Genomic DNA, 25,087 nt, shown 5'->3' on the forward strand with positions numbered 1-25,087 from the left:
GCCCTGCCCTTCTGGACACCCCGGCCCTGGTCGGGGCGCCCGCGCTAGGGTCGGGGCCATGGCAGACAGCGCACTCGACCTGACCCTGGACGGCCCCGCGCTCACCGCGTGGCTCGTCGACTTCCCGTCCGAGAGCGGAACGGAGAAGCCGCTCGCGGACGCGATCGAGGCGGCGCTGCGGACGCTGCCGCATCTGACCGTGGACCGCCACGGCAACAACGTGGTCGCGCGCACCCGCCTGGGCCGCGCCGAGCGGGTCGTCCTCGCCGGGCACATCGACACCGTCCCGATCGCCGGCAACGTGCCGTCCCGCCTCGACGAGAACGGCGTTCTGTGGGGCTGCGGCACCTCGGACATGAAGTCCGGCGTGGCCGTCCAGCTGCGGATCGCGGCGACCGTCCCCGAACCCAACCGCGACCTCACCTTCGTCTTCTACGACAACGAAGAGGTCGCCGCACACCTCAACGGTCTCGGGCATGTGGCGGACGCACACCCCGACTGGATCGAGGGGGACTTCGCGGTCCTCCTGGAGCCCTCCGACGCCCAGGTCGAGGGCGGCTGCCAGGGCACCCTGCGGGTCATCCTGCACACGGCCGGGGAGCGGGCCCACTCCGCGCGCAGCTGGATGGGCTCCAACGCCGTCCACGCGGCCGCCCCGATCCTGGCCGCGCTCGCCGCGTACGAGCCGCGCCGGCCGGTGATCGACGGCCTGGAGTACCACGAGGGCCTGAACGCGGTACGGATCGAGGGCGGCGTCGCCAACAACGTCATCCCCGACGCCTGCGCGGTCACCGTCAACTACCGGTACGCCCCGGACCGCACCGCCGAGGAGGCGCTGGCCCACGTCCGCGAGGTCTTCGCGGACTGCGCGATCTCCGAGTTCACCGTCGACGACCACTCGGGCGCGGCCCTGCCGGGGCTCTCGCACCCGGCCGCCGCGGCCTTCATGGCGGCGGTCGGCGGTACCCCGCAGCCCAAGTTCGGCTGGACCGACGTCTCCCGTCGGCGTCCTCGCCCGCCTCGGCGAGCGTGGTGGCCCAGCGGCGGGCGACGGCGGGCCCGGCGTCGCAGGCGTCCACGCCGTCGCGCAGCATCTGGGCGAGCGCGGCCCCCGGCCGGGCGCACAGCAGGTGGTAGGACTCCTCCAGGCGCAGCTCGCGCCACTGCTCCCGGGTCCACAGGCGACGCGCCGGGACCGCCTCCGCGGCGGCCTCGCGACGCACCCCGATCGCCTCGGCGAGCCGCTGGTGGCATGCGCTCCAGCGCTGCGGCGAGCCGGTGCGCTGGACGCCGAGCATCGCGGCGCGCACGACGCCGTGGTACTGGGCGCGCCCGCCGTGGTCGCTCACGAACGGCAGCGACCACAGCCAGCCGTACAGGCCCGCCGCGTCCTCGTCGACCGCCGCCCGGAACACGTCCTCGTCGATGTGCCGGGGCAGCGCGCAGGCGAGCGCTGCCGCCCGCCGCACCGGGTCGCCCTCCCACTTCAGGAAGCGGTCCACGGCGGTGGCGCCGGGGGCGCGCGCGTCGCCCGGGTTCTGGGCGAGGGTGGACACCAGGACCGGCAGCCGGCCGGAGAGCCGCAGGACGTCGCGGACGACCTCCTCGTCCACCACGCCCTTGGCGGCGAGCAGTTGCCGGGCCTCGGGCTCGGTGAACAGGTCCAGGGGCAGCTCCTCCACCAGGTCCGCGCTGTCCGCCCAGCAGCCGGGGTCCAGACGGCGCTGGCCGGCGAGGACCACCACGACCTGAGCGGGCAGCGGCCCGTACCGCTCGGTGGTGACCAGGTCGCGCAGCCAGGTGTCGAGGAAGGGCGAGGTGCGTTCGTAGGTGTCGAAGAAGAGCACGGTCCACGGCGCCTCCTCGGCGAGCCGCACCAGCTCCGTCACCAGCACCGGGGTGAGGACCTTCACCGGGTCCAGGACCAGCTGGACGTCCTCCTGCTTGCCGAACCGGGCGCTCAGGGCCGCCCGGACCCGCTCCGCGCCGAGCGCGAGCTGCTGGGCGTCCATGCCGTTCGCGAGCACCCCGACGCCCGGCACCAGCCCGAGGCCCACCAGGGACGCCTGGGCGAGGACCGTGGAGCCGGACGAGGGCGCGGGGTCCGCCGGGTCGGCGGGCGCGGTGGTGGACTCCGCCTCGTACCGCCGCTGCCGGTACGTCGCCAGCTGCCGCTCCAGGGACTTGAGCGGGTGCCCCTGGCGGGCGAGGTGGGTGCAGATCGCGGCGAGCGTCTCGGGGACGCTGTTGACGGCCTCGTCGGCGTAGGCCGTCAGCGCGCCGCGCTCGCGCGCGGTGTGCTCCAGCTCGCGCACGAGCGAGGTCTTGCCGACCCCGGCGGCGCCGTGGACGTGGAAGAGGAACCGGTGCCGCTCGTCGTCGACCGGGACGTCGAAGTTCTCCCGGAAAGCGGCGAGTTCGCCCCGCCGCCCGACGAACCCCGCCCGTCTGCGCCGCCGGATGAGCTCCTGCATCGAGGGTTTGCCCGCTGCCATGGGATCAGTATGCGACCCCATGGCCCCCGGGCACCTCAGTCCCCCAGCACCGGCAGCAGCTGCGGCAGATGGCCGTCGGAGGCGAGGGCCGCGTCCTGGCGCTCCTGGGGCACCTCGCCGTACAGCGTGGTGCGCGGCCTGGCCGGGCGGCCCGCCGCCTCCGCGATGGCGACCAGGTCCTTGATGGAGCGGTACGAGCCGTAACTCGACCCCGCCATCCGGGAGATGGTCTCCTCCATCAGGGTGCCGCCCAGGTCGTTGGCGCCCGAGCGCAGCATCTCGGCGGCGCCCTCGGTGCCCAGCTTCACCCAGCTGGTCTGGATGTTGGGGATGTGCGGGTGCAGCAGGAGGCGGGCCATCGCCATCACCGCGCGGTTGTCGCGGGTGGTCGGGCCGGGGCGCGCGATGCCCGCGAGATAGACCGGCGCGTTGGTGTGGATGAAGGGCAGCGTCACGAACTCGGTGAAACCGCCGGTCTCCTGCTGGATGCGGGAGAGCGTACGGAAGTGGCCGAGCCAGTGGCGGGGCTGGTCCACATGCCCGTACATCATCGTGGACGAGGAGCGGATGCCCAGCTCGTGCGCGGTCTTCACCACCTCGATCCAGGTGGCGGTGGGCAGCTTGCCCTTGGTGAGGACCCAGCGGACCTCGTCGTCGAGGATCTCGGCGGCGGTGCCGGGGATCGAGTCGAGGCCCGCCTCCTTGGCGGCGGTGAGCCATTCGCGGATCGACAGGCCGGTACGGGTGGCGCCGTTGACGACCTCCATCGGGGAGAAGGCGTGCACATGCATGCCCGGGACGCGCTCCTTGACGGCCCGCGCGATGTCGAAGTACGCCGTGCCCGGCAGGTCGGGGTGGATCCCGCCCTGCATGCACACCTCCACCGCGCCCACGTCCCAGGCCTGTTCGGCCCGGTCGGCCACCTGGGAGAGCGAGAGGGTGTACGCGTCGGCGTCGGTGCGGCGCTGGGCGAAGGCGCAGAAGCGGCAGCCGGTGTAGCAGACGTTGGTGAAGTTGATGTTCCGCGTGACGATGTACGTGACGTCGTCGCCCACCACGTCCCGGCGCAGCTCGTCCGCGATCCGGCAGAGCGCGTCCAGGGCCGGGCCGTCCGCGTGCAGCAGCGCCAGCGCCTCGTCGTCGGTCAGCTTCGTCGGGTCGTCGGCGGCGGTGGCGAGCGCGGCCCGTACGTCGGTGTCGATACGGGAGGGCGCCATACCGGGCGCGGCCGCCTCGCGCAGCGCCTCCCAGTCGCCGTACACCTCGTCGAAGTCGTCGCGGCGGTCCGAGGTACGGCCCTCGGTATCGATGGTGCGGTGCAGCTCGGTGCGGCCGGTGGAGGTGAAGGCCTCCTCGGGCTCCTGCCACGGGTGGCCCTCGACCACCGCGTCCGGCCGGGCCAGGCCCGTCTCCGGGTCCGCCAGCGCCCTGACGTGCGGCAGCAGCCGGGGGTCCAGCCAGGGCTCGCCGCGCCGCACGAACTCGGGGTAGACGCAGAGGCGTTCGCGCAGCTCGAAACCGGCGGCGGCCGACTCGGTGGCGAGCTGCTCGATCCGCGGCCAGGGCCGCTCCGGGTTCACATGGTCGATGGTCAGCGGCGAGACCCCGCCCCAGTCGTCGATGCCCGCGCCGATGAGGCGTCCGTACTCGCTGTCCACCAGGTTCGGCGGCGCCTGGAGGCAGGCGGAGGGGCCCATGATGTGCCGGGCCACGGCGACGGTGGCGACCAGCTCGTCCAGCTCCGCGTCCGGCATCCCGCGCATCGCGGTGTCCGGCTTGGCGCGGAAGTTCTGGATGATCAGCTCCTGGATGCCGTGGTACGAGCGGGCCACGCGGCGCAGCGCGAACAGCGAGTCGGCGCGCTCCTCGTACGTCTCGCCGATCCCGATGAGCAGCCCGCTGGTGAACGGGACGGAGGAGCGCCCGGCGTCCTCAAGGACCCGCAGCCGTACGGCGGGCTCCTTGTCCGGGGAGCCGTGGTGCGGGCCGCCCGGCTCCGACCACAGCCGGGTCGCCGTGGTCTCCAGCATCATGCCCATGCTCGGGGCGACGGGCTTGAGGCGCTGGAAGTCGGTCCACGACATCACGCCGGGGTTGAGGTGCGGCAGCAGCCCGGTCTCCTCCAGGATGCGGATGGAGATCGCCCGGACGTAGGCGATGGTGTCGTCGTAGCCATGCGCGTCCAGCCACTCGCGAGCCTCCGGCCAGCGGTCCTCCGGCTTGTCGCCGAGGGTGATCAGGGCTTCCTTGCAGCCGAGTGCGGCGCCCCGGCGGGCGATGTCCAGCACCTCGTCGGGGGACATGAACATCCCGTGCCCGGCCCGGCGCAGCTTGCCGGGGACGGTGACGAAGGTGCAGTAGTGGCACTTGTCCCGGCACAGCCGGGTGAGCGGGACGAAGACGCTCTTGGAGTACGTGATGACTCCCGGGCGGCCCGCCGCCGCGAGGCCCGCGTCGCGCACGCGGCCGGCCGAGGCGGCCAGGTCGACCAGGTCCTCGCCGCGCGCCTGAAGCAGCACGGCGGCCTCGGCGGTGTCCAGCGCGACGCCGTCCCGGGCCCGTTTCAGCGCGCGCCGCATCGCGTTGGCGGTCGGTGCGGGGGCCTGCGGCGGTTGCGTGCTGGAAGTCATCCCCCGAGCATACGAGCGGGGCGGGGCGGGGTCCCACCCCGCCCCTTCCCGAAACTCTCCGAGGGTGTCCGTTTCATCTGCGGGCCGGTGGGGGCTTGTCGCGCAGTTCCCCGCGCCCCTAGGTGCCCAGGGGCGCGGGGAACTGCGCGAGCAGCCACAGACGGCCCGCAGGTGGGGGGTCAGCGCGCGCGGTACACCAGGCGGCCGCCCACCACGGTCGCCACGCACACCCCATCCGTATCGAAGATCGCGAATCGGGCTGGGCCGCCCACGGTCAAGGGGGGCAGGACGGGCGTGGGGACCACGGCGAGGCCCGAGCGTCGTACCGCTTCCGCGACCACCCGCACCCGCAACTCCCCGACCACCGCCACGACCCCCCGCGCCAGCAGCCGCTGCACGCCCCGCCGCGCGCTCCCGCCCCGGCGGACGTCGTCGATCGGGAAGGACGGCGAGAGGATCGGCTCCGTGCCGAGCGCGTCCGCCTCGCGGGGGTCCGGGTGGTACGCCCGCTCCAGCAGCTCAGGGCCAGAGGTGTCGACGAGCCCCGGCGACACCTCCCCCGGCCAGCGCCGCACCCGCGCGGCCGGATACGCCGCGGCCAGCTCCTCGTACGGCCCGAGCGCGGCCACCACCGCCCCGTCGACCAGGACGGAGTCGCCCGCCTCCGGGGCGTGGATCGTCAGCACGGAAAGCTACGGGAGGGCTAGTTGGACGCCAGGAGCTTCAGCTCGGGGTGTGCCGTCCCGCCCTCGATGGCCGTCGAGGAGATGTGCGACATGACCCGCTCGTCGACCGGGTCGTTCGCCGGGTCGTCGTGGACCAGCAGGTGCTCGTACGTCGTCGCCCGCTGGGCAGGCACCCGGCCCGCCTTGCGGATCAGGTCGATGATCTCCATGCGGTTGGAGCGGTGCTTGGCGCCCGCCGAGGAGACGACGTTCTCCTCCAGCATGATCGAGCCGAGGTCGTCCGCGCCGTAGTGCAGCGACAGCTGGCCCGCCTCCTTGCCGACGGTGAGCCAGGAGCCCTGGATGTGGGCGATGTTGTCGAGGAAGAGACGCGCGACCGCCAGCATCCGCAGGTACTCGAAGACGCTCGCCTGCGTCCGGCCCTTCAGATGGTTGTTCTCGGGCTGGTAGGTGTACGGGATGAACGCGCGGAAGCCGCCCGTGCGGTCCTGTACGTCGCGGATCATCCGGATGTGCTCGATGCGCTCGGCGTTGGTCTCGCCGGTGCCCATCAGCATGGTCGACGTCGACTCGACGCCCAGCCGGTGCGCGGTCTCCATGATCTCCAGCCACCGCTCGCCGCTCTCCTTGAGCGGGGCGATCGCCTTGCGCGGCCGCTCGGGCAGCAGCTCCGCGCCGGCGCCCGCGAAGGAGTCGAGACCGGCGGCGTGGATGCGCTGGATCGCCTCCTCCACCGAGACCCCGGAGATCCGGGCCATGTGGTCGACCTCGGAGGCGCCGAGGGAGTGGATGACCAGCTGCGGGAAGGCCTGCTTGATGGCGCTGAAGTGCTTCTCGTAGTACTCGACGCCGTAGTCCGGGTGGTGGCCGCCCTGGAACATCACCTGGGTGCCGCCCAGCTCGACGGTCTCCGCGCAGCGGCGCAGGATGTCGTCGAGGTCGCGGGTCCAGCCCTTCTTGGTGTCCTTGGGGGCCGCGTAGAAGGCGCAGAACTTGCACGCCGTGACGCACACGTTCGTGTAGTTGATGTTGCGCTCGATGATGTACGTGGCGATGTGCTCGGTCCCGGCGTACCGGCGGCGGCGCACCGCGTCGGCGGCGGCGCCCAGCGCGTGCAGCGGCGCCGAGCGGTAGAGGTCGAGCGCCTCTTCGGGGGTGATGCGTCCACCCGCGGCGGCACGGTCGAGAACGGACTGAAGGTCGGCCTTCTCAGTCACCGGGGTGTCCCTTTCGGCAGGGTTGCGGACGGACCGCGCCAGCCTACGCCAGCGGGCCCGGTCCCCTTCGGCCCGGGTGCCGGGCCTGCGCGAACGGGACCGCGCCCGTCAGCCCGTCTCCTTGACCAGCGTCGCGTACGGGTTGCCCGCGCCCAGCTCCCTCGACTCGTACTTCAGCGTGCCGTCGGAGTTGCGGGTGAAGACCAGGGTGGCCGTGCCGGTGGTGCACAGGCCCGCCGTGCTCTGGCGCGTCCCGTCGGTGCGCTCCTCGATCGTCACGCGCTGGGCGGTGCCGGAGACCAGCCTGCCCACCCCGAAGCACTCCACCGTCGTGCCGATCACGGTGATCTTGGAGGAGGTGTGCAGGACGTCCTCGCCGGTGGCGCCCGCCTTGAACACCGCCGTCAGATCGCCGTGCGGCTGGCCGCTCGTGGACTCGGTCATCGGGCCCTTCCAGGTCCCGAGGAACGCCTTCGGCACCTCCGACACCGCCGGGCCGCCCGTGGCCCCCGGGCTCGTGTCCGCGGGCTCGCCCGACTTGCCCGGGCCGCTCGACGCCGAGTTGTCCTTCTGGTCGCCGCCGCCCGGCATCAGGTCGAAGACGAACGCGGCCCCGACGGTCGCCGCCGCCAGCGCCCCCGCGACGGCCAGCGCGAGCGTGCAGCTCACCCTGCGCCCCCGCCCCCGCTCGCCCCGCTCGACCGCCGTGCCCACCGAGAGCGAGACGCGGGGCGCGACGGTGGGCGGCTCGGGCGTACGCGGCCCGGGCACGGCATCGGCGACGGACGCCGTGCCCGGCCCACCGCCCGCACCGGTCCCCCGCGCGTACGAGCCGGGCGCGGACCCGTGCGAGCCCGCCGCCCCGTAGGACGCGTCCGGCGGGCCGAACACCCCCACCGCCGGGCCGGTGAACGCCACCGGGCCCGAGGCGTCCGCCGCCCGCTCCTCCGGCTCCAGGTCGAGCAGCCGCACCGCCGACCGGCTGACCTCCTCCACCAGCGCCCCCGGCAGCCAGCCGCCCGCCACCAGGGCGGCCGCGCCGCCCGGGGCGAGCCGCCGGGCAAGCTCGGCGGGGCGGGGCGGGCCCCGGCCGTCTTGGCCAGGCACGCGCCCACCACCGCCCGCAGCTCCCCGTCGAGCCGCCCGTCCAGCTCGGGCTCCTCGTGCACCACCTTGTAGAGCAGCGCGGCCGAGGAGTCGCCCGGGAACGGGGGCGCGCCGGTGGCCGCGTACGCCAGGACCGCGCCCAGCGAGAAGACGTCGGCGGCGCCGGTGACGCCCTTGCCGAGGATCTGCTCGGGCGACATATAGCCCGGCGAGCCGATCGAGACCCCGGACGCGGTGAGCGAGGCCGTGCCGTCCGTGGCGCGGGCGATGCCGAAGTCGATCAGCCGGGGGCCGTCGAGGGTGAGCAGCACGTTGGAGGGCTTCACATCGCGGTGGACGAGGCCGAGCGCGTGCACCGCCGCCAGCGCCTCCGCGAGCCCGGCGCCCAGCGCGCGCACCGCGTGCTCGGGCAGCGGGCCGTGCGCGGCGATCGCCTGGGCCAGCGAGGGCCCCGCCACATAGCCGGTGGCGACCCAGGGCACCGGCGCCTCGGGGTCGGCGTCCAGGACCTGTGCGGTCCAGGCGCCGCCGACCCGGCGGGCCGCCTCCACCTCGTGGCGGAACCGGGCGCGGAACTGTTCGTCGAGGGCGAAGTGCGGGTGGACCACCTTCACGGCGACCGTGCGGCCGCCGGAGCTGCGGCCCAGATAGACCCGGCCCATGCCGCCGGCCCCGAGCCTGCCGAGCAGCCGGTAGGCGCCGATGGTGTGCGGTTCGCCGGCTTCGAGCGGCTGCATCGCGATCTGCTCTCCCCCATGCCGTCAAGTACGGTCGCACAGCAGGGTAGAGCGTGACGTGCGCCGGATCACTCGGCCGGGCCCGATCAGGGACGTACGGCGGCGAACCGATTCGAAATCCAGGTCGTCTCTCTCTGCGGAGTTCGCACGGTAAACCTCACAGTTGGCCGCCAAACGCCCCAAAACGTCTCGGAGCATCGCATGAATCGCCGTACCACCGCACTCATAGCCGCCGCCGTCCTCGGCTCGGTCGCGTTGGTGTCGGGCTGCTCCGACGAGGGCGAGCCGGTGAGCTTCGACGGCGGTGCCTCCTCGAAGGCGCCCGCGCCCAAGGGCAGCGGCGGCGCCGGGCAGAACAAGCCGGGCGACAAGAAGGTCTCCGAGGTCGCCGCCAAGACGCTGCTGCCGACCGGCCCGAAGGCGCAGTTCACCACGCAGAACACGCTGGAGGACGGCACCAAGATCGGCATGACCACGCTGCACGGCAAGAAGTCGGGCTTCACGGGCAAGGTGTGGGTCTGGGCGCCGAAGCAGTACTTCGACCCCAAGTACGCGCAGAGCGGCTTCCCGGTGCTGATAGCCCTGCCCGGCGGCAACGGCTACCCCAAGAACTACTGGATGGGCACCGACCTCAAGCTGCAGAGCAGCATCACCGAGTGGTCCAAGCAGGGCAAGGGCGTCCCGTTCGTCGTGGTGATGCCGGTGCTCAACCCGGACGCGAAGTACTACTACGACGGCAGTGACATACCGGGGCAGCCCAAGATGGGCACCTGGATGACCGAGGACGTGCCGGACTTCGTGAAGGCGAACTTCCGCACCTTCAAGTCCCGCGACGGCTGGGCGTTCATGGGCTCCTCCTCCGGCGGCTTCGTCGGCCTGAAGTCGGTGCTCAAGCGCCCCGACCAGTTCAAGGCCGTGATCGCCTCGGGCCCGGACACCGTGCCGGACTCCCCGCTGTGGGCCGGCCACGAGGCCGAGAAGCAGGCGAACAACCCGGAGAAGCTCGCCCAGGCCCTGATCGACAGAAACGGCCCCGAGGTCGACCTCGCCTTCCAGATCGGCACCAAGGAGGGCGGCATGGCGAATCTGAACGGCTTCATCGCCAAGTACGGCAAGGGCCCGGTCAAGACCCACCTCCAGGTGATCCAGGGCGGCAAGCACAACGCCCACACCTACATCAAGGGGATGGGCGACGGGACCATGCAGTGGATCAGCAGCAAGCTGCAGGCCCCGATCCCGTCTCCCTGACACGGAACGCGGGACCCCGCGCCGCGCGGTCTTCCGTTACGGCATCTCCCGTTGCGCGGCCTTCCCTTACGCGCCGAGCAGCGCGACCGCCACGTCCGCCGGGAACCCGGTGGTCGGCCCGGTCCGGCGGGCGAACTCCCGTACGCCCGCGAGCTGGTCGGCGCCGAAGCGGAAGTCCAGCGTCGTGAAGTAGCGCTCAAGCAGCTCCGCATCGAAGACCTCCCAGCGGGCGGCCTGCTCGGCGACCTTGGTGACCTCCTCCAGGGAGAGGTCGCGGGAGGCCAGGAAGGCCTCGTGGACCTCGCGCACGACCTCGGGCCGGCGGGCCAGGTAGTCCTTGCGGGTCGCCCACACGGCGAAGACGAACGGCAGGCCCGTCCACTCCTTCCACATCGACCCCAGGTCGTGGACCTGGAGGCCCAGACGCGGGGCCTCGTGCAGCGAGGCGCGCAGCGCGGCGTCGCCGATCAGCACCGCCGCGTCCGCCTCCTGCATCATCAGACCGAGGTCGGGCGGACACGAGTAGTAGTCGGGCGTGACGCCGAACCGCTCGGCGAGCAGCAGCTGCGCCAGGCGTACGGAGGTGCGCGAGGTGGAACCGAGTGCCACCCGGGCTCCGTCGAGCTGCTCCAGGGGCACCTGCGAGACGATCACGCAGGACATGACAGGCCCGTCACAACCGACCGCGAGGTCCGGGAAAGCCACCAGGTCGTCCGCGTTGCGCAGGAACTCCACGAGGGTGACCGGAGCGATGTCCAGGTCGCCCCGGATGAGCTGTTCGCTCAGCTTCTCGGGGCTGTCCTTGGTGAGCTCCAGATCCAGCAGGGTGCCCGTCCGGGCAAGGCCCCAGTAGAGCGGCAGACAGTTGAGGAACTGGATGTGCCCGACCCGTGGCCGGGTGGTTGTTTGGTCCACATCGCGAGACTAGACCTGTCCGGTTTGTCCAGCTACGGCGGGTAGGTGCGTCAGCGCGTCGGAGGGCTAGTCAAACGTCCGAGTGACGTGATCTTTCCCTCTACCGCAGCCCCGATCCTGCGTGCTACGCTCCTCGCAAGTTGCAGTTTGGTTTCCCTTGCAGTACAGAGCCTGCGGAGCATGTAACCCGCAGGCTTTTGTAGTTTTCAGACTTCTTAGCAGGTTCTGGAGCAGGGCAACCCTTTGGCCCAAGGAGGGCTTATGGCTACCGGAACCGTCAAGTGGTTCAACGCTGAAAAGGGCTTCGGCTTCATCGCCCAGGACGGCGGCGGCCCGGATGTCTTCGTCCACTACTCCGCGATCAACGCGGCCGGGTTCCGCTCCCTTGAGGAGAACCAGGTCGTGAACTTCGACGTCACGCAGGGTCCGAAGGGCCCGCAGGCGGAGAACGTCACCCCGGCCTAGTTGCCCGGGTCGGCGATCGCTGACTAGCAGTACCCAAGGAGCCCTTTCCCGTACGGCGACGTACGGAAAAGGGCTCCTGCCTTTCGCCTCCACCAATCTCTACGTATTCCGGCTCAGCCGGTCTCGTACAGTCGTTCTATTTCTTGCGCATATCGCTCGACGACCGCCCGGCGGCGGACCTTCAGGGTCGGGGTGAGCACCCCGCTCTCGATCGTGAATTCCTCCTCCAGGACGGCGAAGGCGCGGATACGGGCGGGGCGCGAGACACGGGTGTTGGCCTCGTCCACGGCCTCCTGCACCAGGGCCCGTACGGCGGCCGCGTCCCTCCCTCCGGCCTCGGCCGGGTCCACGGTGATCAGGGCGACGGGATAGGGCCGCCGGTCGCCCACCATCACCGCGTGCGAGACGAACCGCGAGCGCTCGATGGCCAGTTCCACCTCGGACGGGGTGAGGTTCTTCCCGGCGGACGTGATGATCAGGTCCTTCTTGCGGCCGGTGATCGTGAGGAACCCGTCGGGGTCCAGGGCGCCCAGGTCCCCGGTGTGCAGCCAGCCGTCGCCGTCGAGCGCGTCGGCGGTGCCGGCGGGGTCGGCGTGGTAGCCGGGGAAGACGTTCGCCCCGCGCGCCAGCACCTCGCCGTCCTCGGCGATCCTCACCTCGCAGCCCTCGATGGGCCGCCCGACCGTGCCGTGGCGGACGGCGCCGGGGTGGTTGAGCGTGATCACTCCGGCCGACTCGGTCATGCCGTACCCCTCGTACACCGCGATCCCGACGGCCCGCAGGAAGTCCAGGGTGGTGGGGGCGATGGGGGCGCCGCCGGTCAGCGCCCAGCGAAGGCGGCCCCCGAACACGGCCCGGACCAGCGCGAACAGCTCCTTGTCGGCGGCCGCGTGGGCCTCGTGCAGCTCGGGCGGCAGCTTGCCGTCGGCGGCGAGCACGCCGATGCGTATGGCCTCCTCGAAACGGGCCCTGCCGCCCTCCTGGGCCTCCGCGAGCCGCAGGACGCTCTGGTGCACCTTCTCGAACAGCCTGGGTACGGAGGGGAGGTGGGTGGGCTGTGCCTCGGCCAGCTCGCCGACGACGTCCTCGACCCGCCCGCCGAAGTAGCAGAGCTCGCCGCCGTAGAGGAGCGTCGAGAACTGGATGAGCTGGGCGAGGAGGTGGGCGAGGGGGAGGTAGAGATACGTCCTGTCGCCCGGGCCGCCCTCGGTGAGGGGGAGGGTGGCGTCCTGGACGGCGCCGAGGTTGGCGTGGGTGAGGCGGCAGCCCTTGGGGGGGCCGGTGGTGCCGGATGTGTACACCAGGGTGGCGGTGTCCTCGGGGCGGACCGCTTCCGCCCGGGCCAAGAGGTGGTCCAGCGGGGCTGTGGGAAGGCTCGGCAGGGTGCGCCACGGCCCTTCGCCCACTGGGGGTGCCGGGTGCGGCGTCGCGCGGCTTTCGGTCGAGTGCGGCTGGTCGCGCCCACGCGGCGGAGCCGCGGATGCCACTGCCCCGCGCCCCTGGTAGGTGACCGGCAAGAGCAAGACCTCGCCCAGGTCGGGGAGGCGGGGCCTGAGGGCTTCCACCCTCGCCGCCTGGGCCGCGTCCTCGCACACCACCGCCCTCGCCCCCGAGTCCCTCAGGACCCACTCCAGTTCCTCCTCGCCCGCCGTGGGGTAGATCGGGACCACCACCGTGCCCGCGGCCAGGCAGGCGAGGTGGGTGTGGGTCCACTCGGGGCGGGTTTCCGCGAGGATCGCCACTCGGTCGCCGGGGCGCAGGTCCAGGGCCAGCAGGGCGCGGGCCGTACGGCGGACCGTGTCGCGCAGGTCCGCGTACGCCATGGAGGTCCAGGTCCCGTCCGCCGTGCGGAACCGCAGGGCCGGGTGGGAGGCGTACCGCTCCCCCGTCCACTCCGCGAACAGGGCCAGCGTCCTGGGGCGTCGTGCAGTCGGTTCCGTCATATACCCGACGGTAGGGACGCCCGTCGGCCACCGGGGATGACCGGAAACGTCACCCCCGCTGACCGCACCGCTCAATCCCGCTACGGTCGTTGGCCATGGGCAAGGGGACGATCACCGTGCACCATGTGCGCGCCGTGCTGCGCGGCGCCGAGCGGCGTGGCATCGACACCGTGCCGCTCCTCCAGTCCGCCGGCATCCCGCCGCTGCTGCTCGGCGACGACCGGGCGCGGGTCACCTCCGCCCAGTTCGCGCTGCTGTTCCGGGCGTTGTACCGGGCCACGGACGACGAGTTCCTCGGGCTCGGCACGGCCCCGAGCCGCCCCGGCACCTTCGCGATGATGTGTTACGCCTCGCTGGCCTGCCGCGATCTGGGCGGGGCGATGCGGCGCGGGATCACGTTCTACGGGCTGTTCCCGGGCGGGCCGAGGCTGACGCTGACCACGGACGAGGGGGCAGCCGTCTTCGCCGTCCGGGGCGACCTCGGCGGGCGCGACGGGGACCGGTTCCTCACCGAGTGCCTGCTGATCATCTCGCACCGGCTGTGCAGCTGGCTGGTGGGCCGCCGCATCCCGCTCCTGCGGGCGTCGTTCGGCTATGCGCCGCCCCCGCACAAGGACGAGTACCCGTCACTGTTCGGCTGCCCGGTCCGCTTCGGGGACGCGCGCACGGAAGCGGTGTTCGACGCGCGCTGGCTGACCGCGCCGCTCGTGCGGGACGAGGCGGCGCTGGAGCAGCTGCTGCGGCGCTCACCCTTCGAACTGCTGAGCCGCCGGGCGTACGGGACGACGGTGGCCGAGCAGGTCCACCGCGACCTCGGCCGCGCGCTGCTCGCCTCGCCCCGGCTGCCGTCGCTGGACGAGACGGCGCTCCGGCTCGCCCTCTCCCCCGCGACCCTGCGGCGCCGCCTCCAGCAGGAGGGCACGTCCTTCCAGCAGCTCAAGGACGCGGTGCGGCGGGACGCGGCGATCGCGGGCCTGGCGGAGGGGCACGAGCCGATCGCCGAACTCGCGGCCCGGCTCGGCTTCTCCGAGGACACGTCCTTCCACCGGGCGTTCCGCCGCTGGACGGGGACGACGCCGGGGGCGTACCGGCTGGGCCACTGACGTAAAGGCGCGCCGTCCGGCCCGGGGGCGCGGCCCGGCCAGTGAAGGTGAGCGTTCCGGTCAGCGCCGTACCTACCGGTCAGTCACTACGGTCTCCTCAACTGCCCCCACCCCACAGGACGTTGGGAGAGCCGCAATGCCCATCCGAACGAGAGTCGCCGGCGCGCTGGCCGTCGGGCTCCTCCTCTCCGCAGCCACCCCCACCGCTTTCGCGGTGACGGACGGCACCGACGCCTCCGCCGCCCGCCCGGGTGACGTCGTCACCTCCGCCCCCACCGCGTTCCACCCGCTGCCCGGCCAGTGGACCAACACCAAGGCCTGGCACCTCACTTACCGCTCCACCACCGCCAAGGGCGGGCCGAACGTCGTCTCCGGCACGGTGATCGTCCCCAACGACGGCCGGACCGGTCCGCGTCCGCTCGTCACCTACGCCGTCGGCACGGTCGGCATGGGCGACTCGTGTGCCCCGAGCGCGGGCTTCCCGTACGGGACGACCATCGAGGCCACCCTCATCAACCAGATCGTGCAGCGCGGCTGGGCGGTCGCGGTGACCGACTACGAGGGCCTGGGTACGCCCGGGGACCACACCTACACGGTCGGCCGGGCCGAGGGCACGGCCGTGCTCGACGCGGCCCGCGCGGCCCAACGCCTCGGCATCCCCGGCCTCTCCGCCGACTCCCCCGTCGGGATCATGGGGTACTCCCAGGGCGGCCAGGCCAGCAGCTGGGCGGCCGAGCTGCACGACTCGTACGCACCGGAGCTCAAGGTCAAGGGCACGGCGACCGGCGGCGTCCCGGCCGACCTCATGAAGGTCGCCCACTCCAACGACGGCGGCCTCGGCTCGGGCCTGATCTTCATGGCGGCGGCGGGCCAGAACGCGGCGTTCCCGGAGCTGAAGCTGGACTCGTACCTGAACACGGCCGGGAAGGCGCTGGTCGACTACTTCCGGACGAACTGCGTCGCCATCGACACGGTCGCCGGGTCCTTCAAGAAGATCACCGACCTGACGGTCGAGAACCCCCTGGAACAGCCGGACTGGCAGGCCGCCCTGAACGACTCCCGCCTGGGCACCCACGCCCCGGACGCGCCGGTGTACCTGTACCACGGCACGGTGGACGAGCTCATTCCGTACGAGGTGGGCAAGGGTCTGCGGGCCGACTGGTGCGGGAAGGGCGCCAACGTGTCCTGGCACCCGCTGCCGCTCCTCGGTCACATCGGCGGGGTGACGGTGGGTGCGCTCCCGGCGGCGGACTGGCTGGCCGACAGGTTCGCGGGACGCGGGTCCGAGAGCAACTGCTAGACCCCCACTTCCGCCCACACCGTCTTCCCCGGCGGGCGCGCGTCCACGCCCCACGCCTTCGTCAGCGCCTCGACCAGCAGCAACCCCCGCCCGGACTCGGCGTCCCCCGCCGGCTCCGGGCGGAGTGGCCTGCGCATGGCCCTGGTGTCGGTCACCTCGATGCGGAGTACCGTGCCGAGTACGAGCCGGAGTTCGAACTCGTGGCCCGGCACGTGGCCGTGCAGCACCGCGTTCGCCGCGAGCTCCGCGACGATCAGCGCGGCCGTTTCGGAGCGCTCGCTCCCGTGCGGGACGCCCCACGCGTCCAGTTGGCCGAGCGCCAGCTTCCGCGCACTGCTGGCGCCCCGCCGCGTACTGCTGAACCGCCGCGCGAACTCGATGGTGGGGGTGGTGATTTGGGGATTCATGTCACCGAGCGTGACGAGATGTGCGTACGCTGAACAGGGGCGTCCGCGCGACACCGGCCTTTCTGTACGGGTACGGCCCGCGCCGTGTACGAGTCGTCGCCCGTGACCCCGTGGAGGCGTGCATGGAGGAGGACGAGGGCAGCACCTCGGAGCTGTTCATCGCGGTGGGCGAGCAGTTGAAGGTGCTGCGGGTCCGGGCGGGACTCACCCAGCGTGAGTTCGGCCGTCTCGTCGGGTACACCGAGAGCCAGATCTCCGCGTTGGAGCGAGGCGTACGGATCACTCAGCCGGACTTCCTCGACAAGGCGGACGACGTCCTGAACGCGGGGGGTGTGCTGCGGGCCGCACGGAAGGCGATCGAGCGGGCTCAGACGAAGGGGCGTGTGCGGCATCCTGGCTGGTTCCGGGATTACGCCAAGGAGGAGGCGGAGGCCGTCGCGCTGCACGACTACAGCACGCAAGCGGTGCCTGGGCTGCTCCAGACCGAGGAGTACGCGCGAGCCGTGTTCACACAGCGTCGCCCCCTCCTGGACGAAGAGACCGTCGAGAAACGAGTAGCGGACCGTCTGGCCCGGCAGCAGATCTTCGACCGCTGGCCCGCGCCGACCTTCAGCTTCGTACTCGAAGAGGCCATGCTGTCCAGGCCAGTTGGCGGGTTGACTGTCCAAATGAACCAGCTTCAGCGGCTACTGCACGTGGGTAGCCTCCGAACAGTTGAGCTTCAGGTGATGCCGACCGACCGCGAAGACCACGCCGGGCTCGGCGGGCCGTTCATCTTGCTGACACCCAAGGGGAAGCAGCAGGTTGCGTACACGGAGATCTACGGGCACCCCCGCCTGATCACCGATCACAACGACGTCCGCGTCTTCGCCGAACGCTATGGGATCATCCGGGCGCAGGCTCTCACCCCACGGGAGTCTCTGTCCCTGATCGAGAAGATGCTGGGAGACGCATGAACTGGTTCAAGAGCAGCTACAGCGACGGCGAGGGCGGCGCCTGCATAGAAGTCGCCTACGACTGGCACAAGTCGAGCTACAGCGGAGCCGAAGGGGGCACATGCGTCGAAGTCGCGTCCCACCCCTCCGCCATCCACATCCGCGATTCGAAAGTCACCCAGGGCCCGGAAGTCACCGTCCCCCCGGCCGCCTGGGCCGCATTCGTCGCGTACGCCACGCGGTAAAGCAGGAAAAAGCGGCTGCGCCGACTTTGTAAGTCGGCGCAGCCGCCGTGCCGTCAGGCTCAGACGTTCTCGAAGCGCCACTTCTGGTTCTCGCGGCCTTCCCAGGGCTCGATGATGAGCTGGGTCTTCTCCTTCTCGTCAGGAAGCGTCGCCACGCCGTCCATGTACGGGAAGTGGATCCGGAACAGGTTGTCGCCGACGGGCTCGATCGACCACTGCTGGCCGTACGGCTGGGTGGCGATCATCGGCGGGTAGATCCTGATGATGCTCTGCGCGAAGAAGATCTGGGTGCCGCCGGCGGTGAGCTTGCTCTTCAGCTGGTAGAGGTTGCCCGGGAACAGCTCGACCTCCCACTGCTGGTTCTCGCCCTTGTGGTAGCTGTAGCCGATGATCGGCGTGTTCGCCTCGGGGCGGGCGTCGCGGACGTCGATGACGCGGTCCTGGTACGCGGCGTTCTTGATCGCGTACGTGCCGTGGGTGAGGAACTCGGCTGCCATGAATCCTCCTGGGTGAACAAGGGGACGGCTTTGATCGAGCGAGCCCCAACCTAGGCGGCATCAGCCCATCCCGTAACGGGCACTTCTCGTCGTACCGCGCAATTCAGGATGGCCGGGGCCGTATGCCCTTCACCCCCATGATTTCGGCCCCGCTGGCCGGGATATTTCTCCCCGTTCACCACAATCGCGAGCTCGGCGCCGTCAAGGGCCGCAAGCGGAACCGCTCCCGCCCCGGGACCCCTTCGGCCGCCCGTGCCCTGCCGAAACGCGAAGGGGCCCGGCACCGAGATCGGCGCCGGGCCCCTCCCCGCTTCAGCTACCTCACACCGCCAGCAGCTCCGGTCCCGGCATGACCGCCGTCGCGAAGACCACCTGGGTGAGGAGCATGATCCCGAACAGTGCCGCCCCGCCGCCCAGTGCCAGCGGCAGCACCGGCATGAGCAGCAGGAACACCGCCGCCGTGCGGAAGCCGCCCGGCGTTCCGTACCTCTTGAGCAGGCCCAGGAGGAGGAGCAGGAGCAGGGAGACCGCCCCGACGAACAGCATCAGGTCGACGCCGTCGGCCAGCTGCTCCGGGAAGGAGAGCGCGCCGCGCGGGGTCAGCGCCATGGCCAGGAACCAGCCGATCGCGCAGACCGGCACGTACCTCGCCGCGCAGCGCGGGAACCAGGGTGCGTGGGTCACTTCGGCGGATCCTTCAGGCATTGGGCGGAGTTCCAGTACCGCATGTCCTTGTTGCCGTACCAGGGCATCGAGTCCAGACCGGAGACGTTGTCCATCCGGTCGTGGGCGACGACCGTCGGCGGCTGCGAGCGACGGTACTGGACGACCTCCATATCGGGGTAATGGTCGCCCTTCCTCGTCACCGTCACCGAGCCCTTGTTGGCCGCGATCGTCACATGCGTGTCGACCGAGAACAGGGGCATCAGACTGTTCACCCCCGCTATGCCCAGGTCGAGCTTGGACGAGTTCGAGTGGTACTTGCCGAGGAAGCTGTAGTTCACGATGTTGCGTCCGGTGACGCTCTCCGACGGGTAGTCGTTGAGCGACAGCGGGTCCGCCGGGATCATCCGCGACGGCGACTCGATGTCATAGCCGGAACCGCCGCCCGCCTGGCCCATCAGATACGACGAGACGTGCTTGGTGGACGGCTTGGTGTGGGAGGGCGAGACCTTGAAGGTCACGTCACCCGTGGCGGTGTCCCAGAACAGGACCATGCGGTAGGCCGCGTCCGGGTCGGTCGAGTACTCGCGGTTGTCGCCGAGCAGCTGGTAGCCCAGGCCCGGGATCTTCATCGCGTCCTTGGTGTGGATGAAGAACTTCATCATGATGATGCCCCGGTCGGGGCCCTTGCCCACGTTGAAGTGGCCGAACTGGGTGCCCTTCTCGCCGTGCGACCACATCGCCCGCATGGCGCGGTAGAAGGGCGTGAAGTGCTTCGCGGCCTTGTGCACCACCCGGCGGACGATCCGCTTGATCGCGTGGATGACCTTCTTCACCGCGTGCTTGATCTTCTTGAAGATGTGGCCGATGTGGAACGCGCCGCTCGGGTCGCTGTCGGTGACCGGTGAGTTGTTGGCGTAGGCGTACCCGTTGATCTGCTGCGGGTCCGAGAGGTCCATGACCGGGTCCACCGAGGCGAACCGGCCGTTGGCCGCGTCGTACTCGCGGGCCCCCATGTGGGTCAGGCCCGTGGACTTGTCGGCGGTGCCGCCGACGAAGCCCCGCTCGCCCGGCCAGCCCGACTGCGGCTGGGTGCCGCGCGGGGTGCCGAACGGGCCGGAGGCGCGCCGGGTGACCGCCAGGGTCACCGAGTCGACCGCCACCTCGTCGGTGCCCTGGTGGTCGCCGAGGAGATAGGTGATCGAGCCGTCCGAGCCGCGTGCGACGGTCGCGTTCCCGGCCGTGTAGTAGCGGACCCCGGTCACCGAGTTGCTGGCCTTGGTCAGCGTCAGCTCCTCGGCGCCCAGGTACAGGGTCACCGCGCCCGGGTCCCGGCGCAGCAGCCGGGAGCCGTCCGCGTCGTAGAGGAACGTGGAGGTCTGGCCGCCGATCGTGGAGGAGGCGAGGTTGCCCTCGGCGTCCCAGGTCAGCTTCTGGTCACCGGCGGAGGTGACCCGGCGGGTGGTGTTGCCGGAGGCGTCGTACTCGAACGCGTCGGTGCGCGCCCCGGGGCCGGTGACGTCGACCTTGTCCATGCCGTGCGGACGGGTCTCGCCCGGCTGCGGGTAGGAGTAGCCGCGCCGGACGTCCTTGCCGGTGTCGCCGCCGATGTCGTGCTGGACCTCGGAGGCCCGGTTGCCGACGGTGTCGTAGGTGTACGAGGTCCAGTACGGGTCGACGCCGCCCACCTTCGGGCGCACGTCCGTGGACGGCTTCAGCGCGCAGTCGTCCGTGCCGGTCCACGCGTGCGAGAGCCGCGCCGCGAAGTCGTACGTGAAGCACTGCGTGTCGGTGGCCGACTTGTCGTCGCGGTCGTTGCGGATGCGGGTGATGTTGCCCGCCGGGTCGTAGGCGTAGACCTTGTTGTCGATGGTCTGCGGGCCCTGCGACTCGCGGTCGTTGACCACGCCGCTGAGCCGGTGGGTGTCGTCCTCGTAGGTGTACGTCTGGACCGTGCGGGCGCCGACGGAGCCGAGCACGGTCTGCAGGATGTCGCCGGACGGCGAGAACTGGTTGCCCAGCGAGTACACGTCCGTGCCGTTGCCGACCGTGGTCGCCAGGCCGTAGTCCGTGTAGCCCTGGCGGACCGTCTCCGCGGGCAGCCCGCCGCCGGCCGGGAAGGTGGTGGTGTTGGCCAGGCCCGTGTTCGGCGTGTAGGTGGAGGCGAACTCGTAGGTGCCCTGGAGCTTGCCCTCGGCCGCCGGGACGGTGATCACCGAACCGGTGGCCCGGCCCACCGCGTCATAGCCCTTCACGGCCGTGGTGTAGGCGTTGCCGTTGTCCCAGCGGGTCGACGAGCTCAGCATCTTCTTGCCGCCGGCCAGGGTGTCGTACGTCCACTCGGCGAGCTTGGGGCCGGTGACGCCGTCCTTGCGCAGGCTGGTGGGGCGGCCGATCTCGTCGTAGGTGTACGCGAGCGTGGTGCCCCGGGCGTCCTTCGTGGTCTCCGTCTTGCCGTCCGGCGTGAACGTCGTGGAGACCGCGCCCTTGTCCGGGTCGGAGGAGGTGGTCTGGCGGCCGCGCAGGTCGAAGCCGGCCGACCAGGTGTTGCCCGCCGCGTCGACCAGCCGGGTCAGCCGGTCCGCGGTGTCGTAGGTGTACTTCAGCGCCTCGTACTTGTCGGCGCTCGCGCCGATGACCGGGTTGCCGTCCTTGTACTGGCGCAGCTCGACCGGCTTGTCGTGGGCGTTGTTGATCACCAGCGTGGCGGTGGCCCCGCTCGGCGGGACGGTCGCCGTCCAGTTGCCGCCGTAGGTGGTGCTCGTGCGCCAGCGCTCGGTGCCCTTGGTGAGCGCGATGGACGCGGTGGCGCGGCCCATGCCGTCGAACTCGGTCACGGTCTGCGCCGGGACCTGGCTGTCGGCCACCGAGAGGAGGGTCGCCGCGACCGGCTGGTCGTTGTAGTACTCGGCGTTGTCCTTGTAGGTGCGGCCCTGGCTGTCGAAGAAGCTGTCCGTGACCAGCCGGCCCGTGCCGCCGTACGCCTCGGTCTGGGTCTGCCGCTTGCGCAGCAGACCGTCGTAGAGGGTCACCGCCTTGCGGTACTTGCCGCTCTCCAGCAGCGTGTTGGAGGTGACGGCGGTGGGGCCGTCGTCGCGCACCTGGTAGGAGAAGGTGACGTCCGCCGAGGCGGGCTTGACCCGGCCCGGCTTCCAGGCGGCGGTGAGCTGCCCGAGCGCGTCGTACTCCTGGCTGGTGATCCGGCCGTTGGCGTCGGTCGCCTTCACCGTGAGTCCGCGCAGACCGTCGAGGTCGACGCTGGTGGTGAAGCCCTTGTTGTCGGTGGTCTTCACCGTCGTGGGCTGGGCGCCGGTCGCCGGGGTGTACGCGGTGAGGGTCTTCGCCCCGGCCGCGTCGACGGTCTGCGTCATCCGCCCGTACGCGTCGTAGAGCGCGGTGGAGGTGGTGACGTACACCGGCAGACCGGCGTTGTAGTGGTCCAGCTCCTCGATCTTGGACGGCATCGCCTTGCCCGCGACGGGGGCGGCGCCGTACGCGCTGGTGTCGTACGTGGTGTGGCTCTCGGCCGTGATGGTGCCCGCCGAGGGGGCCGTGCCGCAGACCGTGGAGGTCTTCTGCTCGGCGGCGATGTAGGAGATCAGGTGGTTGGTGGTGTCCGGCGCCACATAGGTGGTGCGGGTGCACTGCTCGTCGCCGGAGACCGCGAGGTCGCCCTCGTCCTGGAAGGTGAGGGTCTGGCCGTAGGCGTCGAAGGTGGCGGAGGAGCGCGTGGTGCGCCAGCTGCCGTCGTCCAGCAGGGTCCGGTCGGTGCTGGACTCGGTGTCGCTCTGGTAGGCGTGCAGATCGGTGGTGCCCGGGCGGGTCTGGGTCGCGGTCAGCTTCGACCACGGCTTGTCCACCGACGACTCGACGATCTTGCCGCCGTCCTTGTCGTAGCTGACGCTCTCCAGCTCCTGGCCGCTGTACTGCTCGGCGTCGGTGACCAGGTTGCCGAAGGAGTCCGCCACCTGGGCGCCGTCGACACCCCGCAGATACGTCGTCTCCGACAGCGTCCTGTTGGTCGTGCCGGTGCGGGTGCGGACCTTGCCGTAGCCCCGGTAGTCGCTGTAGGTGCGGTGCTTGTCGAGGGTGAACTCGCTGGTGTCCTTGGCCCAGGCGATACCGCCCAGGTACTCGTACTCGGTCACCTCCGAGTCGGTGCCCGCGACCTTGTCGTCCTCGGTCACCTTGGTCACCACGTACTTGTGGAACCAGTCCTTGACCGGCTGGCTGCCGCCCTCGGGGGTCCACCAGCTCGGGTAGCAGCGCTTGGTGTTGGTGGCCTCGGCGGGCGGGCTGGCGTAGGCGCACTCGGTGGGCGAGTACTCGACCAGGGTGTCGCCGCCGTACTCCGAACCGATGCGTGTGATGCGGTACTTGTTCAGCGGCGGGCGGCCCTCGGAGGCGTCCACGCGGTTGGGCATCAGCGTGCCGCCGAACGTCACCGCCGGGTGGGACAGGGCGGTGCCGCCCGCCTTGCCGGTGCGCTTGATCGAGTCGAGCCACAGCCCGTTGCCGCCGGTGTCACCGGTGCCGGGGAAGCTCTGCCCGAAGGTCCAGCTGTCGATGTCGGCGTAGCCGGTGCCCTTGAGCACCTGGGTGGAGACCGAGGTCAGCCGCTTCTTCGACCAGAACGACGGCGAGCCGTTGAGGCAGTCCGCGCCGACCGTGCAGACCTCGTCGACCGGGGTGTCCGGCCAGTTGGAGGCGTGCGCCTTGTCGAAGGCGCACTCGGCGGCGGTGCCGAGGCAGCGGTCGGACACGGCGAAGTTCACCTTGGCGGCGGGCTGGGCCGCGTAGACCTGTCCGGCGCGGTGGCCGTACTCGATGTGGTCGAGGTAGCCGGCGCGCGTGTAGGCCGCGTCCGCCTTGGGCTTGGTGGTCGTCGAGCCGCCGGAGTTCTTGGCGTACGCGTTCTTCTCCTGGGTGTAGAAGAGCGCCATCGCGTTGCCGTGCGGGTCGACCACGTAGTCGAGGTTCCAGCGCCAGGCCTGGTTCTTCACGGAGTCCGTGAAGGCGGTGGCGTGGCCGGGCTCGTTCGCGTGGTTGCCGTAGACGGGGACGGTGTAGGCGGAGCCGGTCTCGGTCTTGCCGGTGGCCCAGCCGGGGAGGCGGTTCTTGCCGAACCAGTACTGGGTGCCGTCGAGCGTGGTCACCTTCCAGTACTCGTTGTCGTCGTCACCGTTGTTGGTGTCGGTGGCCGTGCCCTTGACCCGCTCGATCCGGGAGCCGTCGTCGTCGGCGGGGCGCCAGACGTCGCCGGTGCCGGTCTTGACCAGCGCGGTCGAGGAGCCGTTCAGGGACATCACGGCGTTGTCCGAACGCCAGCACAGGTCGCCGGACTTGGCGGGGGCGTTGGTGCCCGTGCCGTTGTCGTCCTTGCAGCCCATGAACTGCCGCTCGATGAAGCCCATCTCCATCGACCAGCCCTCGCCGAGCGCGGAGGGCTGGTTGTTGGTGGAGGCGGTACGGCCGTCGATACCGGAGGAGGAGTAGCCGAGCGCGAGCTTGGGCGTCAGATCCCCCGGCACGGGCGGCACCTGGAGCGAGTACTCCCAGGAGAACCCGCCCTCGTTCCCCCCGGCGGCCCAACTCCCCGACGGCGAAAGCGAGGTCGCCTTGAAGTCCCCGTTGGCCCCGTCGGGGGTGGCGGTGGCGGCGAGCACGGTGAAGCCGGAGGCCTGCGACGCCGCGGCCACGCCCTTCGCCCCAGTCACGGCGGCGTCCGGCGCCAGGCCCACCTCGGCCGTCAGCAGGGCGGACTTGGAGTCGTTCCGCGAAGGCAGCGGCGTGACCGTACGGCACCCCGCCTTCTCCGGCGTCGTCAGCGCACACGCCGGCAGCTGCACCAGCCGCAGCCGGCTGCCCCAGTCCGCCCCGTACGCGCCACGGAAGGCGCTGTAGTCGAGCTGCACGGAGGCCCGGCCGGGAACGGCCCCGCGGTCGTCACGGGCGACACCGAGGACGACGCCGTCGAGGCCGAGGCGATCGGCCGCCTCGCGGCCCGCCATCCGCACCCGGACCTTGGCGGGCGCGCCCTGACCGGCGGCGGCCTTCGAACCCTTGGACGCGAGCGGGGCGAGTGGCGCGATACCGACAGGACTGCCCGAGGCGCCCGCATGACGCGATCCGGCCACGCTCCGGCCCGCCGCGCTCTTTGCCAACGCATCGGCCGCGACCCGGCTCAGGTCGACCTCACTGTCCCCGGCCTTCGGCCAGGTCACCTTCGGCGCCCGCCAGGGCCGCTTCGCGGTCTCGCTCCGGGCGGCGGAACCGCCCTTGCCCAGCTCGGAGCCGGACACCGAGGCCGTCTTCTGCACCGAGCGCAGCGAGAAGTCGACCTTCCCCGCGGCCGCCGCGACGCTCGGCAGCAGCGTGACCAGCACCGCGCTCGCCGTGAGCGCGCCGAGCGCCGCCGTGGCGCGGCGGCGTCTCGCTCCTCCCGAGTCCTCGTCGTTTCTCCATGTCCCCACCCGTGAACGAGTCACCTGGAT

General features: G+C 71.3%; 16 protein-coding genes and 2 pseudogenes. 7 read left to right on the forward strand and 11 right to left on the reverse strand.

The annotated features are described in order from the left end of the window. Positions 1-58: 58 nt before the first annotated feature. A pseudogene (gene dapE / locus A8W25_RS32300) lies at positions 59-1,003 on the forward strand (succinyl-diaminopimelate desuccinylase); the annotation flags it as partial. Here dapE and A8W25_RS13305 read toward each other — a convergent pair. The 5 genes and pseudogenes from A8W25_RS13305 to A8W25_RS13325 all read right to left on the reverse strand — a co-directional run bounded on the left by A8W25_RS13305 (position 945) and on the right by A8W25_RS13325 (position 8,872). Beyond that, on the reverse strand, positions 945-2,516 hold the full coding sequence (locus A8W25_RS13305) for an ATP-binding protein (protein ID WP_324616208.1): 1,572 nt from the start codon (positions 2,514-2,516) through the stop codon (positions 945-947). The pseudogene dapE and the gene A8W25_RS13305 sit on opposite strands and share 59 nt — an antisense overlap. Positions 2,517-2,530: 14 nt before the next feature. Continuing rightward, the gene (locus tag A8W25_RS13310; RefSeq protein ID WP_067160200.1) at positions 2,531-5,125 is read right to left on the reverse strand and encodes a bifunctional FO biosynthesis protein CofGH; all 2,595 of its coding nucleotides are present in this window, start codon (positions 5,123-5,125) and stop codon (positions 2,531-2,533) included. Positions 5,126-5,304: 179 nt separating this feature from the next. Further along, positions 5,305-5,811, reverse strand: a complete 507-nt coding sequence (locus A8W25_RS13315) for an imidazolonepropionase-like domain-containing protein (protein WP_067160203.1) — start codon at positions 5,809-5,811, stop codon at positions 5,305-5,307. A 17-nt stretch (positions 5,812-5,828) separates the two neighbouring features. Next, a complete protein-coding gene (gene mqnC, locus A8W25_RS13320) occupies positions 5,829-7,028 on the reverse strand; it encodes a cyclic dehypoxanthinyl futalosine synthase (RefSeq protein WP_067160206.1) in 1,200 nt (399 codons plus the stop codon). Between the two features lie 108 nt (positions 7,029-7,136). Then, a pseudogene (locus A8W25_RS13325) lies at positions 7,137-8,872 on the reverse strand (serine/threonine-protein kinase). A gap of 201 nt (positions 8,873-9,073) precedes the next feature. Between A8W25_RS13325 and A8W25_RS13330 the strand changes: the two are divergent. Further along, the gene (locus A8W25_RS13330; protein ID WP_067160209.1) at positions 9,074-10,120 is read left to right on the forward strand and encodes an alpha/beta hydrolase; all 1,047 of its coding nucleotides are present in this window, start codon (positions 9,074-9,076) and stop codon (positions 10,118-10,120) included. Between the two features lie 66 nt (positions 10,121-10,186). Here the strand turns inward: A8W25_RS13330 and A8W25_RS13335 are convergent, their stop codons facing one another. Next, positions 10,187-11,035 carry a menaquinone biosynthetic enzyme MqnA/MqnD family protein gene (locus A8W25_RS13335; RefSeq protein WP_067160212.1) on the reverse strand — a complete coding sequence of 283 codons (849 nt, stop codon included), beginning with the start codon at positions 11,033-11,035 and terminating at the stop codon, positions 10,187-10,189. Positions 11,036-11,296: 261 nt separating this feature from the next. On the opposite strand from A8W25_RS13335, the gene A8W25_RS13340 reads away from it, so the two are divergent. Continuing rightward, on the forward strand, positions 11,297-11,500 hold the full coding sequence (locus tag A8W25_RS13340; protein WP_006347360.1) for a cold-shock protein: 204 nt from the start codon (positions 11,297-11,299) through the stop codon (positions 11,498-11,500). 113 nt (positions 11,501-11,613) lie between these two features. On the opposite strand, the gene A8W25_RS13345 is transcribed toward A8W25_RS13340, so the two are convergent. Then, positions 11,614-13,443, reverse strand: coding sequence for an AMP-dependent synthetase/ligase (locus A8W25_RS13345; RefSeq protein WP_067160215.1), 1,830 nt, complete (start codon positions 13,441-13,443; stop codon positions 11,614-11,616). 95 nt (positions 13,444-13,538) lie between these two features. Here A8W25_RS13345 and A8W25_RS13350 point away from each other — a divergent pair, with 95 nt between their 5' ends. Together A8W25_RS13350 and A8W25_RS13355 are read left to right on the forward strand one after the other, a co-directional pair. Then, complete coding sequence (locus tag A8W25_RS13350) at positions 13,539-14,546, forward strand: AraC family transcriptional regulator (protein WP_067160218.1); 1,008 nt, start codon at positions 13,539-13,541, stop codon at positions 14,544-14,546. A 136-nt stretch (positions 14,547-14,682) separates the two neighbouring features. Continuing rightward, positions 14,683-15,846 (forward strand): lipase family protein, encoded by a 1,164-nt coding sequence (locus A8W25_RS13355; RefSeq protein WP_067160220.1) that lies wholly within the window; start codon positions 14,683-14,685, stop codon positions 15,844-15,846. Here A8W25_RS13355 and A8W25_RS13360 read toward each other — a convergent pair. Further along, positions 15,843-16,253, reverse strand: a complete 411-nt coding sequence (locus A8W25_RS13360) for an ATP-binding protein (RefSeq protein WP_067160223.1) — start codon at positions 16,251-16,253, stop codon at positions 15,843-15,845. The genes A8W25_RS13355 and A8W25_RS13360 overlap by 4 nt on opposite strands. Positions 16,254-16,375: 122 nt before the next feature. On the opposite strand from A8W25_RS13360, the gene A8W25_RS13365 reads away from it, so the two are divergent. Next, entirely contained in the window at positions 16,376-17,209 is an 834-nt protein-coding gene (locus A8W25_RS13365) for a helix-turn-helix domain-containing protein (RefSeq protein ID WP_067160225.1), read from the forward strand. Next, positions 17,206-17,433, forward strand: coding sequence for a DUF397 domain-containing protein (locus A8W25_RS13370; protein WP_067160228.1), 228 nt, complete (start codon positions 17,206-17,208; stop codon positions 17,431-17,433). The genes A8W25_RS13365 and A8W25_RS13370 overlap by 4 nt, the downstream gene beginning before the upstream one ends. Before the next feature lie 59 nt (positions 17,434-17,492). Here the strand turns inward: A8W25_RS13370 and A8W25_RS13375 are convergent, their stop codons facing one another. The 3 genes from A8W25_RS13375 to A8W25_RS13385 form a co-directional block, all read right to left on the reverse strand. Continuing rightward, complete coding sequence (locus A8W25_RS13375; protein ID WP_067160231.1) at positions 17,493-17,930, reverse strand: RICIN domain-containing protein; 438 nt, start codon at positions 17,928-17,930, stop codon at positions 17,493-17,495. Between the two features lie 321 nt (positions 17,931-18,251). Beyond that, the gene (locus A8W25_RS13380) at positions 18,252-18,614 is read right to left on the reverse strand and encodes a hypothetical protein (RefSeq protein WP_067160234.1); all 363 of its coding nucleotides are present in this window, start codon (positions 18,612-18,614) and stop codon (positions 18,252-18,254) included. After that, entirely contained in the window at positions 18,611-25,066 is a 6,456-nt protein-coding gene (locus A8W25_RS13385) for an RHS repeat domain-containing protein (protein ID WP_067160237.1), read from the reverse strand. The genes A8W25_RS13380 and A8W25_RS13385 overlap by 4 nt, the downstream gene beginning before the upstream one ends. Between the last annotated feature and the right edge of the window lie 21 nt (positions 25,067-25,087).

Origin of the sequence: Streptomyces sp. ERV7, assembly GCF_001653515.1 — a bacterium.
Taxonomy (GTDB): domain Bacteria; phylum Actinomycetota; class Actinomycetes; order Streptomycetales; family Streptomycetaceae; genus Streptomyces.